This is a genomic window from Neisseria sp. HMSC068C12 (assembly GCF_001814095.1).
Taxonomy (GTDB): Bacteria; Pseudomonadota; Gammaproteobacteria; order Burkholderiales; family Neisseriaceae; genus Neisseria; species Neisseria perflava.
Genome location: NZ_KV814812.1, coordinates 1 through 13,197 on the forward strand (window position 1 = coordinate 1; position 13,197 = coordinate 13,197).

11 protein-coding genes, 1 tRNA gene and 1 riboswitch are annotated in these 13,197 nt (G+C 49.9%); of the genes, 3 read left to right on the forward strand and 9 right to left on the reverse strand.

All coding sequences use genetic code 11. From position 1 onward, the window contains the following. Window positions 1–80: 80 nt before the first annotated feature. From HMPREF2952_RS04475 to metK, 7 genes are all read right to left on the reverse strand, one after another. Entirely contained in the window at window positions 81–905 is an 825-nt protein-coding gene (locus HMPREF2952_RS04475) for an undecaprenyl-diphosphate phosphatase (RefSeq protein WP_049337089.1), read from the reverse strand. Between the two features lie 44 nt (window positions 906–949). After that, window positions 950–1,591, reverse strand: a complete 642-nt coding sequence (locus HMPREF2952_RS04480; protein ID WP_070695397.1) for a thiol:disulfide interchange protein DsbA/DsbL — start codon at window positions 1,589–1,591, stop codon at window positions 950–952. A gap of 11 nt (window positions 1,592–1,602) precedes the next feature. Beyond that, window positions 1,603–2,712 carry an SPOR domain-containing protein gene (locus HMPREF2952_RS04485; protein ID WP_070695325.1) on the reverse strand — a complete coding sequence of 370 codons (1,110 nt, stop codon included), beginning with the start codon at window positions 2,710–2,712 and terminating at the stop codon, window positions 1,603–1,605. Between the two features lie 154 nt (window positions 2,713–2,866). Continuing rightward, window positions 2,867–4,363 carry a YifB family Mg chelatase-like AAA ATPase gene (locus HMPREF2952_RS04490; protein WP_070695326.1) on the reverse strand — a complete coding sequence of 499 codons (1,497 nt, stop codon included), beginning with the start codon at window positions 4,361–4,363 and terminating at the stop codon, window positions 2,867–2,869. A gap of 13 nt (window positions 4,364–4,376) precedes the next feature. Further along, window positions 4,377–4,697 (reverse strand): accessory factor UbiK family protein, encoded by a 321-nt coding sequence (locus HMPREF2952_RS04495; RefSeq protein WP_070695327.1) that lies wholly within the window; start codon window positions 4,695–4,697, stop codon window positions 4,377–4,379. Between the two features lie 124 nt (window positions 4,698–4,821). Further along, window positions 4,822–5,886, reverse strand: coding sequence for a DUF1176 domain-containing protein (locus HMPREF2952_RS04500; RefSeq protein ID WP_070695328.1), 1,065 nt, complete (start codon window positions 5,884–5,886; stop codon window positions 4,822–4,824). Between the two features lie 170 nt (window positions 5,887–6,056). Then, window positions 6,057–7,226 carry a methionine adenosyltransferase gene (gene metK / locus HMPREF2952_RS04505; protein WP_049323811.1) on the reverse strand — a complete coding sequence of 390 codons (1,170 nt, stop codon included), beginning with the start codon at window positions 7,224–7,226 and terminating at the stop codon, window positions 6,057–6,059. 173 nt (window positions 7,227–7,399) lie between these two features. After that, window positions 7,400–7,510: riboswitch (SAM-I-IV-variant riboswitch) on the reverse strand. A gap of 108 nt (window positions 7,511–7,618) precedes the next feature. Between metK and HMPREF2952_RS04510 the strand changes: the two genes are divergently transcribed. Beyond that, window positions 7,619–8,500 (forward strand): lysophospholipid acyltransferase family protein, encoded by an 882-nt coding sequence (locus HMPREF2952_RS04510; RefSeq protein WP_070695329.1) that lies wholly within the window; start codon window positions 7,619–7,621, stop codon window positions 8,498–8,500. Between the two features lie 48 nt (window positions 8,501–8,548). Here HMPREF2952_RS04510 and HMPREF2952_RS04515 read toward each other — a convergent pair. After that, a tRNA-Pro gene (locus tag HMPREF2952_RS04515) sits at window positions 8,549–8,625 on the reverse strand. A 205-nt stretch (window positions 8,626–8,830) separates the two neighbouring features. Between HMPREF2952_RS04515 and recC the strand changes: the two genes are divergently transcribed. Together recC and HMPREF2952_RS04525 are read left to right on the forward strand one after the other, a co-directional pair. Further along, entirely contained in the window at window positions 8,831–12,130 is a 3,300-nt protein-coding gene (gene recC / locus HMPREF2952_RS04520) for an exodeoxyribonuclease V subunit gamma (RefSeq protein WP_070695330.1), read from the forward strand. 3 nt (window positions 12,131–12,133) lie between these two features. After that, a complete protein-coding gene (locus tag HMPREF2952_RS04525) occupies window positions 12,134–12,640 on the forward strand; it encodes a thioredoxin family protein (protein WP_070695331.1) in 507 nt (168 codons plus the stop codon). Window positions 12,641–12,716: 76 nt separating this feature from the next. On the opposite strand, the gene HMPREF2952_RS04530 is transcribed toward HMPREF2952_RS04525, so the two are convergent. Next, a complete protein-coding gene (locus HMPREF2952_RS04530) occupies window positions 12,717–13,172 on the reverse strand; it encodes a GNAT family N-acetyltransferase (protein WP_004521061.1) in 456 nt (151 codons plus the stop codon). Window positions 13,173–13,197 lie beyond the last annotated feature (25 nt).

Here is a 13,197-nt window from a genome sequence, read left to right on the forward strand (position 1 = left end):
ACGGGGTAGAAACCTGATCTAAAGGGAGGAAGCGGATAAAGAAATAGGACGTGCTCAGGCACGTCCTTTAGGGAGAGGGGCTATTCGCTCCAGCTGACCCAGCCCAGCATCCAAGTAAGGAGAATCAGACCACCAAATACAATACGGTAGTAGGCAAAAGGTACATAGTTTTTACTGGAGATAAATTTCAGCAAAGCTTTTACTGCCAATAGACCGGCGATAAATGCTGCGATAAAACCGATGGCAATTTGTCCGACATCTTGTAAGGTAAAGAGTTTGTAGTTTTTTAAGATGTCGTAACCTGTTGCCGCAATCATCATTGGTACAGCAAGGAAGAATGAAAATTCGGTAGCCGTTTTACGTTCTAATCCCCACAGCATACCGCCCATGATGGTGCTGCCTGAACGTGATGTCCCAGGGATAAGGGCACAAATTTGGGCGCATCCTACAACAAATGCGTCGATTGGGCGCATATCGTCTACATGATTGACTTTAGGTTTGGCTGTTGTTTGGCGTTTTTCAACCCATAAAATGAAGAAACCACCGAGTACTAGCATAGTAGCAACAGTAATGGGGTTGAAAAGATGCAATTTAATTTGTTTACTGAATAAGAGGCCAACAATCGCAGCGGGGATGAACGCGATAAATAAATTCAGCACAAAGCGATTGGCTGTTCGCTCTTTGCCTAGTCCTTTTATGATATGGGTAAATCGTTGGCGATATTCGAATACGACGGCTAATACGGCACCGAGCTGGATGGCAATTTCGAATACTTTTCCGTTGCTTTGGAAATTCATTAAGTCGCCAAATACAATCAAGTGACCGGTACTTGAAATAGGGAGGAACTCGGTTAAACCTTCGATAATACCGAGAATAAGTGCTTTAAATAAAATCAAAATGTCCATAAGTTTTCAGACGGCCTTGAGGCCGTCTTTCTTTTGTTGAATAGTTAAAGTGGTTTTGAGGATTGTTCGCGGCGGACTTTGACGATGAGCTCGTCTATGGTTTTCATACCGACTTTCCAGTCGCTACCATTGAAATTGACTTTGTATTTACCACCGACGATGACAGTTGGTGTGTTTTCAATTCGATAAGTTTCCGTCAATTGCTGCATTTTTGCAGCAGCCGACGCGGCAGCAGGGCTATTGTAGGTTTGAAGTAGTTTTTGACTGTCAAAACTTGTCTGTTTGCCGACCCATGATCGGAATACATTTGCATCAGCCAAGTTAATCTTCTGTTCGTAAACAGCTTTGAAGATGACTGGATTGGCCTGATATTTTAAACCTGAAAGATTGACGGCAGCGGCTACTTTGGCCAAGCCTAACATTTCAGGCATCCAAACGACGTGTTCTGTCCGTAAGGAAACATCTTTGGCAAAGGTTTTGCTGTGTTGCAACAAAACTGGATCGAGATGGTAACAATGGACGCAGAAGTAGCCGAAAAATTCTAGCACTTCAATTTTTCCGGCTTGCTGCTGCGGGATAGGGCGATTAAGAACGGTATAGTCCACGCCTTCGGTAGCAGCCTGCGCACTCAGACTGAGCAGGCTCAGGCTGAGTGCGGCAATAGTTTGTTTCATACGCTGCTTCATCAGTGATTCCATTATTTGGTAGAACGAATCAAGCTGTTGATATTATGGCCTTGCAGGTTTTTTTGCAGTTTCACAGCGGCTTCCTGCGGCATGGTGTTACTTTGAACTCGATAAATGGTTTTGTCGCCGTTTTGCGATTCAACCACTTTGGAAGACACACCTAAAATAGCCAATTTTGCACGTTGTGAATCTGCGCTGGAGCGGTCTGCATATGAACCAAGTTGCAGGAATGCCTTTTTACCGCTGTTGGCAGCTGCTTCGGCTTTTTCTGCCGATTGTTTGCCAGTGGCGTTGCTGCTTTCTTTTGTTGCAGAGGCATTTGCAGCTTTGCGTGCTTTTTCGATGCTGCCGCTGTTGAGGATTTGCTCAGGTGTCGGCTTGTTTTGTTTCTTGGCTTCGGCCGCTTTTTTCTCAGCCAATTTGCGCTCGGCACGCTCTTTTTGTTTGTCGGTCAGTTGGTCGGCCACTTTTTTGTCTTTTGCAGTTTTATCGGCAGCTTCTTTTTCAGCTTTGGCTTTTTCTGCGCGTTTTTTTTCTAATTCGGCTTTTTTCTCGGCCAGTTTTTTCTTAGCGGCTTCTTTTTCTGCTTCCGCTTTTGCGGCTTTTTCTTTGGCTTCACGTTCGGCTTTGTCGGCGGCAGTTTTGTCTGCTCTTTCTTTGGCTTCGCGTTCGGCTTTGTCGGAGGCGGCTTTTTCAGCTTTTTCCTTAGCTTCGCGTTCGGCTTTTTCTGCTTCAGCTTTATCCACTTTTTCTTTGGCCTCGCGATCGGCTTTTTCCTGAGCCTCTTTTTCTGCTTGTGCCGCTTTCTCTTCAGCTTCTTTGGCAGCCTTTTCAGCCGCTTCTTTTGCTTTGACTTCTTTCTCCGCAGCTTCTTTTTCAGCTTTGGCTTTTTCTTCATCTGCTTGGCTGGACGAGTTGTCGGTAGCAGGGCGTTTCTCTGCTTTGTCTTGAGGCTTCAGGATTTCAGGTTCTTCACTTTGTTTAGGCTGGGTCAGCTCTTTGAAAACGTTTTGGTTGCCTTGGTTCAGGAAGAACAAAATACCGGCAATAATACCTGTTGCCAGTATCAGGCCAAAAAAGAAACCGGCCAAGCCTTTGCCATATTGTGTAGATTTTTTCATGACTTACCTTGTAATAATGGGTTCAGACGGCCTGAAGGGAGACTGTCTGAGTTTGAATTCGATATTTTATCAATAACCGTTATGGACGGCAAAATCCTGATGCTTTGTTTACTCTAGTTTTACTTAAACATAAAGATTCAGGCCGTCTGAAAAGTTAGAGGGCACGACGGAAACCGATGGCTTTCATCACATGGGTTTTACTGACTTCTTCGTCGCCTGCCAAATCGGCCAGCGTACGGGCAACGCGCATGATGCGGTGGAAGCTTCGAGCGGAAAGGGACAGTTTTTCGAGCATGGTTCCCAAGGCTTCTTGCGCTTCTTTTTGGATAAGGGCTTTGCCATCGAGCTCGCTGACACTCAATTCGGCATTAACTTTGCCTTGTCGGCCGTATTGGATTTTACGCGCGGCGGTAACGCGTTTTAATACGGCGGCACTGGATTCGCCGGCTTCTTGTTGCATCAGCTCGGCAGCAGAAAGGCTGGGTACTTCGATGGTTAAATCAATGCGGTCGAGTAATGGCCCTGAAATTTTGCTGCGGTAACGGGCGATGCTTTCAGGCGTGCAGCGGCAAGGTTTGGACGGATGACCGAGATAGCCGCAAGGACAGGGATTCATGGCGGCGACGAGCTGGAACTTAGCCGGATAAACGGCTTGGCGTGCGGCGCGGGAAATATGGATTTCGCCGTTTTCCAAAGGTTCGCGCAATACTTCCAATACTTTACGGTCAAACTCGGGCAATTCGTCTAAAAACAACACACCATGGTGCGCCAATGAAATTTCACCCGGACGCGGGTCAGAACCGCCGCCGACCATGGCGGCCGAGCTGGCGCTGTGGTGGGGGCTGCGGAAAGGGCGGTTGCTGTCGAGTTGTTGCTGATGATTGGGCAGGAGCGAACGCAATGCCCAGACTTCGACCAATTCGTCTTCGGTCAAAGGCGGAAGGATACCGGGCAAACGTTGCGAAAGCATGGATTTGCCCGTTCCCGGAGGGCCCATCATCAGCAGGCTGTGTCCGCCTGCTGCTGCGATTTCCAAGGCGAGGCGGGCGGTATGTTGGCCTTTGACATCGGCTAAGTCGGGTATTTTACTTTGTTCAGACGGCCTTTGTGGCAGTTTGCATTCGGTTTGTGTCAACGGTTCGATGCCGTTTAAATGGGCGGCCACTTCGCCCAAAGAACGCGCTCCATAAACCGCAATGCCGCACATGACGGCAGCCTGTTCGGCATTTTCTTGTGGCAAGACGAATGAGCGGCCGGCCTGCATTCCCTGCCATGCCATGGCCAGCGCGCCGCGTACGGGACGCAGCAGGCCGGACAGCGCCAATTCTCCGGCAAACTCATATTGCGCGAGCTTTTCAGGATTAATTTGTCCCGATGCGGCAAGAATGCCCAAGGCAATCGGTAAATCGAAACGGCCGGATTCTTTGGGGAGGTCGGCCGGTGCGAGGTTGACGGTAATTTTCTTGGCGGGGAAGTCGAAGCCGCTTTGGATGATGGCGGCACGTACGCGGTCGCGGCTTTCTTTGACTTCAGTATCGGGCAAACCGACGATATTGAAATGTGGCAAGCCGTTGGCAAGGTGGGCTTCCACTTCGACCAACGGCGCGTTCATACCGCTTAAGGCGCGGCTGTAAACCAAAGCAAGCGACATGTTTCAGACGGCCTTATTCGGCGGTTTCGGTTTGTTGTGTGATTTCGGCAACTGCTTCTTCGGCAGCGGCTTCGGCAGCTTTCAAAGCAGCTTCTTCAGGCTCTTGAGCGGCTTCGAGTTTGGCCAAACGGGCTTCCAATTCGGCCAGCTTGGTACGGGTTTTAATCAAAACCTGTTGTTGGATGTCGAATTCTTCTCGGGTTACCAAATCCATGCGGTTGAACGCGCTGCCGAGCATGGCTTTGACGTTTTTTTCCATGTCTTTGGCAGGGCTGTTGGCGATGGTTTCGCTGATTTTTGAGCTGACTTCTTCAAAAAGTTGTTTGCCGAACATAATCCGTATCCTTTATTCAGAATGTATATAGAAATTCAAGTGGCTATTGTATAAGGAAAAAGGCCGTCTGAAAACGGGAATTTTGAGACGGCTTTTGCTTCCTATCGTAAATATTCCGTGTCTTTTAACGCTCAACACGGGCTTCAAAAATAGGCATCAGCCATGCGCCGCCCGTGAAGCCTTTGCATGAACCGGTAGTGTGTTCCTCACTGCGGACAAACGTTTTACCGTCCCACACTGCGGCATTGCCCGACCAGCAATCACCTATGCCGCGGCCTTTGAAGCTGCCGCTGAGGGTGGCTGTTTTCTCATCGAATCCGCCGTGTCCGCCGTATGTCATTGGTGGCAGCACTTGTTCGATTTTGGTTAATTTTTTGTCGGCAATGGCATAGTAGCCGCTGGTTTGATAAGCACCGCCGATACAGACGGCCTCCACTAAAACTTGTTGTTTGTTGAGCGGATAAATATTCAGGCTGCGGTTCCAATCCATTTGCTCTTTATTGTGCAGGGCGTAACAGTAATTATCGTCGCCTTCAGAAACGCGGTTGCTGTTGCGCAGCAGCTTCATGACGGCGCTGTGGCGCGGTGTGTCTTGTTCCAGTATATCGCCTGCTGTTTTCGGCACGGCAACGGCGCGGATAACGGGTTTGGGCTGCGGGCTGAGGACTGCCTGACTGCTGTCGCCTTTGCGTATCAGCGCGGAAGGCGTGTTCAGACGGCCTTGGAATTCGTCCGCTTTCAACATTGCCGCCGCCGCGCCTTTGTCGGATAAATGCCATTCATATTTTCCAGAGCGGATGCTGATTTGGCTTTCTTTTTTCAATGCTTCGAGTAAGGCGTTGGTTTGCGCGCTGCTCAATTTGCCTTGGCCTTTTTTGTTCAACGCCAATTTGCCCAGTGATTTGCCGTTCAATACCAATTCGTTGCGGGTTGCAATGCCGTCGAGTTGTGATTCATCGTCGTTAAACGGCAGCAGGGAAACTTCGCCGGCAACGGCGGCATTCGCCCCTGCTTGTCGGGTAAACAGGATAGAAACCGGCGTTTCTGTTTCATCCGCTTGATATCCGGCAAGACGGCAGGTGCCGGTATTGTCGCAGGCAATGTCCCAGTCTTGGTAATTTTGATAAAAGCCTTGAGGCGGAGCAGCCAGTGCGGTGGCAGGTAAAACAGCCAGCAGCCATTTTTTCATGATGCATTCTTTCAAATTTATTTATGTAGATTCACACAGGCGGCATGGCAATCTAAAATTTGTTACGCTGTTTTGTGAAAATACGATGTGTCGTTCGTAAAGAGGTTTTGAATATTTAGATGTAAAAAAGGCCGTCTGAAATGCCTGTTCAGACGACCTTTATCGTCGTTTTATACGCCTGCGGCTGCTTTCAATGCGGCTGCTTTATCGGTACGCTCCCAAGTAAATTCAGGCTCCTCGCGGCCGAAGTGGCCGTAGGCGGCAGATTTGCTGTAAATCGGGCGCAAGAGGTCGAGCATTTGGACGATGCCTTTGGGGCGCAGGTCAAAATGTTTGCGAACCAAGGCAATTAGTTTTTCTTCGCTGATTTTGCCGGTGCCGAAAGTATCGATGGAAATCGAAGTCGGTTCGGCAACGCCGATGGCATAGGAAACTTGGATTTGGCATTGGGTTGCCAAACCAGCGGCAACGATGTTTTTCGCAACATAGCGGCAGGCGTAAGCAGCGGAACGGTCCACTTTGGACGGGTCTTTGCCGGAGAATGCGCCGCCGCCGTGCGGAGCTGCGCCGCCGTAGGTATCGACGATGATTTTACGGCCGGTCAGACCGCAGTCGCCTTGAGGGCCGCCGATGACGAAGCGGCCGGTCGGGTTGATCAGGTATTTGGTTTCGTCGGTCAGCATTTCAGACGGCAGAACCGGTTTGATGATGTGTTCGATCACGGCGTTTTTCAGCTCTTCGTAACCGATAGACGGATCGTGCTGGGTGGACAGGACGACGGTGTCAATGCGTTTTACTTTGCCGGTTTCGCTGTCGTAAACCACGGTCAGTTGCGCTTTGGCATCAGGACGCAGCCAAGGCAGGCGGCCGTCTTTGCGCAATTCGCTTTGGCGTTGCATCAGGCGGTGGCTGTAATAGATGGCAAACGGCATCAGGGTAGGGGTTTCGTCGCAGGCATAGCCGAACATCAAACCTTGATCGCCCGCGCCTTGGTTCAGGTCGATGCCTTCACCTTCGTTCACGCCTTGGGCGATGTCGGGGGATTGTTGGTCGTAGTACACGCCGACTGCGCAGCCGTTGGCGTCAAAGCCCAGCTCGGAGGAGTTGTAACCGATGCGTTTGATGGTTTCGCGTGCGACTTTGATGTAGTCCACTTGGGCGGTGGTAGTGATTTCGCCTGCCAATACGCACAAGCCTGTGTTGACCAGGGTTTCCGCGGCAACACGCGCTTTGGGGTCTTGCGCCAAGATGGCATCCAAAATCGCATCGGATACTTGGTCGGCAACTTTATCCGGATGGCCTTCGGATACCGATTCGGAAGTAAACAGATATTCGCTCATTGCTATTCTTTCATTAAAAACAGGCTGCTGTGTTTTCAGACGGCCTTTTATTTCGGACAGCGGAAATCATAACAAAAACTCCGCTTTTTCTCTATACAAGTGAGAAATATTCGCACTTGCCTGCTGTTTCGGAATCCTGTTGCACGTTTCTTACAGGCAAAAAAATTCCCGCATTAAGCGGGTTTGGATTGCTCTGGCGAGCCACATCGGTTTTTCAACCGTCCACCTTACCTTTCCGTTTGAAAAGCAGGTTGGCATGGAATTCCCAACTCTTAATGCAGGGCGGATATTAGCAGAAAAGCAGGTGTGCCGCAATATATTTGCCCGAAGTCTGTTTTGTTCAGACGGCCTGTTTCGTTTACAATCTGTCCACTTCATTTTGGTAAACCCTTATGCAAACGCTTGTTACCTTTGTTTTTAAATTTTTGGCCGCGCTGCCTTTGGCTTGGTTGCACAAATTAGGCAACCTGCTCGGCAGTTTGGGTTTCCGCGTGCTGTCGAAAGATCGCCGGCGTGTTTTCGAAAACATGAAACTTGCCGGATTGAACCCGACGGACGAGGCGGTGAAAAAAGTTTTTCGTGAAACGGCAAAAGGCGGCTTGGAATTGCCGGTGGCGTTTTTCAGACGGCCTGAGGAAATTGAAAACCTGTTTGTCAGTGTCAACGGTTGGGAACATGTTCAGACGGCCTTGAGCGCGGGCGAAGGTTTGCTGTTTATCACGCCGCACATCGGCAGCTATGATTTGGCGGGTCGTTACATCAGCCAGCAACTGCCGTTTCCGCTGACGGCGATGTACAAACCGCCTAAAATCAAGGCTTTTGATGCGGTGATGCAGGCAGGGCGCGTGCGCGGCAAGGGCAAGACTGCGCCGACCAGCATTCAGGGTGTCAAACAAATCATCAAGGCCCTGCGCGGCGGCGAAGCGACCATTGTGTTGCCGGACCATGTACCGTCTCCAGAGGAAGGGGGCGACGGCGTGTGGGTGGACTTTTTCGGCAAACCTGCCTACACCATGACGTTGGCGGGCAAGCTGGCGCAAGTCAAAGGCGTGAAGGCTTTGTTTTTCTGCGGCGAGCGTCTGCCCGACGGGAAAGGTTTTGTCTTGTACATCGAGCCTTTGCGCGGCGAGTTGAACGGCGATAAGGAGAACGATGCGCGCGTGATCAATGAAAATACCGAGTATTGGATACGCCGTTTTCCGGAACAATATTTGTTTATGTACAACCGCTACAAACATCCCGAAGGCGCGCCTTTCCCGCCGCCGGAAGTATAGGCTTGCCGAATGTAAAAAACCTGCTTGGATTCAAGCAGGTTTTGTATTTGGTCGGAATGAGAGGATTCGAACCTCCGACCCCTTCGTCCCGAACGAAGTGCGCTACCGGGCTGCGCTACATTCCGAATGTGGGGAATTATAGGATAGGAGAAGCCGGTTTGTACAGGGGGTCGATAAATAATTAATAATTGGCTGCCGATGGGTTTGTTTTGTTTTAGGCCGTCTGAAGCGATGTGTTTCAGACGGCCTGTGTTTTTGTTTGCCGCTTCTGCTGAAGCATTTGTCCTAATGGCATTATAATGTGGGCAATTGTTTTTTAGATTGTCTGCTATGTTTTATCTTTATCAGTCCGACCGTTTGGAAGCGCTTGCCGAAATGTGCGCGCATATTCATCAGGCCTTGCCTTTGGATGCGGTATTGGCGCAGGAAGAAGTGGTGGTGCAGAGCCAGGGAATGCGGCGGTATCTGAATGTGTTTTTTGCGCGCAAACTTGGCGTGGCGGCGAATTTGAAGTTCAGCCTGCCGGCTGGTTTGGCGTGGCAGCTGATGCGTAAATTGGTTCCCGATGTGCCGCCGCTCAGCCCGTTTTCGCCTGAGGTCATGCGTTGGCGTTTGCTGGATTTGTTCCGCAGCGAAGCGTTTCAGACGGCCCCGGAATACGAAAATGTGCGCTTGAAGCTGGAAAGTTATTTGCACAGCTCGGCATCGGCGGATTATCAGTTTGCCGGACAAATGGCGGATATTTTCGACCAATATTTGGTGTACCGGCCGGATTGGATTGATGCGTGGCAGACTGGGAAGCTGCTGGGCTTGGGCGATGATGAGGATTGGCAGGCGCGGTTGTGGCGTTATTTGGACGATGGCTGCCAATCGGCGCCGCACCGCGTGGCCTTGTGGGAAAAGCTGTTGGCGCAGTTGGATAAATCGGTCTTGCCGCAAAGGTTGTTTGTATTCGGCATTTCGACAATGGCGCCGATGTATCTGCAACTGCTGCACCAAATTTCCAAGCATTGCGATGTGTTTGTGTTTGCGCTCAACCCGAGCAGCCAATATTGGGGCGAGGTCATCGACGAGGCGCAGATTTTGAAAAGGGGCGATGAGGCGGATTTGTCGCAGGCAGGGCATCCGTTGTTGGCTTCTTTGGGCAAGCAGGGACGCGATTTCTTTGATTTTCTGTCGGAAGTGGAAACCGAGCAGGATATTCAGGTTTATGAAGAAGGAAAAGACGATACCTTGTTGCATTGCCTGCAAAACGATATCCAAAACTTGATCATGCCGTCTGAACGCTTATATCAACAGGAAGAAAGCGAGGCAGGCGCGCAGCAGGCTTGGGTTCAGGTTCACGATGCGGACGGCAATCCGGTGTGTGTCGAGCCGGACAAGCTGTTGAATGACGGCTCGGTCAAAATCGTCGCGGCACACAGTCCTTTGCGCGAACTGCAGATTTTGAAAGAAGAGCTGTCGCTGGTGTTGCAAAATAATCCTGACTGGCAGCCGCACGATATTGCCGTTTTGACGCCGAACATCGAGCCCTACAGCCCGTTTATCGAAGCTGTTTTTGGACAGGAGCAGGCCGGCAGCCAGGCTTTGCCGTATTCGATTTCGGATGTAAAACTCAGCCGCCGTCAGCCCTTGCTGTATGCTTTGGCGCAAACTTTGGATTTGCTGGAAAGCCGGTTTGAAGTGGACAAGGTTTTACCTTTGCTGGAAAGCCGGTTGGTGCTACAACGCTTCGGTTTGAGCGAGGAAGATGTGCCGCTGCTGCATGAGGCTGTTGCCGGATTGAATGTGCATTGGGGTTTGGACCAAACCATGCGCGAGGGTAAAGACAACCTCTTTACTTGGCAGCAGGCGGTAGAGCGTTTGGCCTTGGGCTGGATGCTGCCCGAAGGCGGCAACGGTATGTGGCAGGGCGTGAGCGCGTGGCATAGCAACGTCAACCAGTTGGACGTGTTCAGCGGTTTTGCCGAATTTATCCGTACTTTGGCCGATATGGCGGCGCAATGGCAAGAGCCTGCCGATGTGGAAGGCTGGGTGCAGCGTTGCCGCGATTTGCTGGAGAAACTGTTTGCTCCGGATACGGACGACCAATACGCCAAGCAGCAGTTTGAGCAGTCTTTGGCGAAATGGCAGGAAGAGGCGCAGTTGGCCGAATTTGACGGATTGTTGCCGTGTAAAACCGTTATCCGCCATATCCGCCGTTTTTTGGACAGCGAAAGCCAAGCCGGATTTTTGAGCGGCGGCATTACTTTTTGCAGTATGGTGCCGATGCGCAGCCTGCCGTTTAAAATGGTTTGCCTGTTGGGTTTGAATGACGGTGATTTTCCGCGCAATACCAAAGCAGCGGTGTTCGACCTGATTGCCAAACATCCGAAAAAAGGCGACCGCGCCCGCCGCGACGATGACCGTTATCTCTTCCTCGAAGCCTTAATCAGCGCGCGCGAAATGCTGTATTTGTCTTATATCGGCCGCGATATACGCAATGATGCCGAGTTTGCACCGTCTTCGTTAATCAGCGAGCTGCTGGATACCATTGCCGCCATGATGGGGAAAAGCGGGCGCGAGTTGGCGGAGAAATGGGTGAAACATCATCCTTTGCAGGCGTTTTCGCGCCGTTATTTCCAAAAGGACGCGCTTTCAGACGGCCTCTTCAGTACGCGCCAAGATTACGCCGATGCGCTGAACCAATCGCCTGCGGAAGCGCAGCCGTTTTTCCTTGAGGCTTTAAGTCAGGAAGAGCCGGGCAAAATCATTCAGCAGGGCGAGCTTATCAGTTTTTGGCGCAACCCTGTCAAAGTTTGGCTGAAGAGAAATTTAAGCTGGGATCAGCCGTATTTGGACGGCGCATGGGAATCTGCCGAACCGTTTGAGCCGCAACATGAAGGCCGGATTGCCGATGCCTATTTGGATGCGCGGCGCAAAGGTGAAGATTTTGAAGATACGGCCATTCGGCTGAATGCAGAAAGCCTGATGCCGGTAGGCGAGTTGGGCGGCTTGTGGCAGAAGCAGTATCAGATATCTGCAAAAAACGTAGATGCCGAGTTGATACGCAGCAACAAAAGGCCGTCTGAACCTTATGAATTACACTTTGACGACTTGGTTTTACAAGGCACCATCGGCAATCTTTACGAATGCGGCCGCATTGTGTTCCAAAACCAAAAAGACAATGCACCCAACCGCATTGCCCGTTTATTGGAGCATTTGATTTTTTGCGCCGTCGCCCCTCAATCCGTTGAAAGCCGACAAACCTATATTGTCAGCCTGGGACAGACCGAAACCTATGCCGCCATCGGGCAAGAGGTGGCGAGGGCACTTTTGAAAGAATGGTTGGTATATTTCCGAATCGGACAAAATACCCCCTTGCCGTTTTTTGCCAAAACCAGCCTTGCCGCTGCGGAGGAGTACAACAAGAAAGAGGATTGGGATGCTGCCTTGAGAAAAGCCCATGATGTTTTTAATGGCAATAAAATGAGCAAAGGGCAGAAAGAATATACCGAAGTGAAGCTGGTGTTTGGTCATTCGGAAGAATCGCCGCTTGATGAGCCACTATTTGAAAACCTCGTCGTCAATCTACTTGTTCCACTTTTGACCGGCGTAGCAGGGAAAACCAATGCAACAGAACAGGAGTAAAGCATGGCCACTTATGCAGAATATTTGGATTTTGATACTGAAGAAGACAAATTGAAACAGCAGCAACTCTATCAGGCGACCGAGTTGTCGGCGCAAACGGTAGCAGAGGTTAAAAAGATCAGTCGTCCGCAAAACTGGTTGCTTGCCGCTGCGCCATATTGTCCTGATTGTCGCGTGTTTGTGCCGTTTATTCAGAAAATGGCGGAGTTGAACCCCAATATCCGCGTCAACTATATTGCCCGTAACGATTTTGACGACAGCAGCCGTTTCGATAATCCTCGCCAACAGGAAATCGTCCGTACCAACCAAAAAATTCCTGCACTGTTCCTGATGGGGCATGAAGAGGCCGGGCCTGTGTTTAACGAGTTTTCGCAAGTGGTGTTAAACCAAATTGCGGCAGATGAAACCGGTCGCACGGAATTGCGCGATGCGTACCGTGCCGGCGAATTTAATGCCGATATTGAGGCTCAGATTGTAGCGGCGTTGGCATGGGCAGAGCAGCGTTGTTGAGTAGATATTGTTGGTGTGTAAGACTATATTTTGAGCCACTTTGATAAAGGGGACAATTTCTAGTGTAATTTAGTTCTTACCTAGATTTTCTCATTATGTATTTACGTTCTGGAACTTCAATGGTTTGAACAATTTCAAATCCCTCTTTTTGGTAGAGGTCTCTAGCTATTTGATTTGACTCAAAAACCGTTAGGGAAATACTTTCTATTTCTTCATTTTCAAACATTTCTTGAAGAAAGTATTGAAAAGCTTTTCTACCTAATCCTTTTCCCTGCTTCTGTGGAGCTATGAGAAATCTTCCAATATGAAGATTTTTATCTTCTAGTTTGATTTTCTGGATGATGCCTACAAACTCTTCTCCAACAAAAATGGAAAAAATCCCTTCCATCTTTTGCAAGGATTGGGCAATCAAGGGATAAGAAATCTTTGGCCCCATCCATTGCTTCTGAAAACTTTCTCCCAAAGCATTAGACCACTGACAAATGAGTTGGGCATTTTCTAACTGAAGTCCTTTTTCAAAGTGAATTTTCATATTTGCTCCTAAAACTTCTCTTATA

Excerpts from the sequence above, each read along its gene's own strand:
- metK (WP_049323811.1), bottom strand. The coding sequence starts at position 7,226 with ATGAGCGAATATCTGTTTACTTCCGAATCGGTATCCGAAGGCCATCCG.
- HMPREF2952_RS04490 (WP_070695326.1), bottom strand. The coding sequence starts at position 4,363 with ATGTCGCTTGCTTTGGTTTACAGCCGCGCCTTAAGCGGTATGAACGCG.
- HMPREF2952_RS04475 (WP_049337089.1), bottom strand. The coding sequence starts at position 905 with ATGGACATTTTGATTTTATTTAAAGCACTTATTCTCGGTATTATCGAA.
- HMPREF2952_RS04525 (WP_070695331.1), top strand. The coding sequence starts at position 12,134 with ATGGCCACTTATGCAGAATATTTGGATTTTGATACTGAAGAAGACAAA.
- recC (WP_070695330.1), top strand. The coding sequence starts at position 8,831 with ATGTTTTATCTTTATCAGTCCGACCGTTTGGAAGCGCTTGCCGAAATG.
- HMPREF2952_RS04500 (WP_070695328.1), bottom strand. The coding sequence starts at position 5,886 with ATGAAAAAATGGCTGCTGGCTGTTTTACCTGCCACCGCACTGGCTGCT.
- HMPREF2952_RS04510 (WP_070695329.1), top strand. The coding sequence starts at position 7,619 with ATGCAAACGCTTGTTACCTTTGTTTTTAAATTTTTGGCCGCGCTGCCT.
- HMPREF2952_RS04480 (WP_070695397.1), bottom strand. The coding sequence starts at position 1,591 with ATGAAGCAGCGTATGAAACAAACTATTGCCGCACTCAGCCTGAGCCTG.
- HMPREF2952_RS04495 (WP_070695327.1), bottom strand. The coding sequence starts at position 4,697 with ATGTTCGGCAAACAACTTTTTGAAGAAGTCAGCTCAAAAATCAGCGAA.
- HMPREF2952_RS04530 (WP_004521061.1), bottom strand. The coding sequence starts at position 13,172 with ATGAAAATTCACTTTGAAAAAGGACTTCAGTTAGAAAATGCCCAACTC.
- HMPREF2952_RS04485 (WP_070695325.1), bottom strand. The coding sequence starts at position 2,712 with ATGAAAAAATCTACACAATATGGCAAAGGCTTGGCCGGTTTCTTTTTT.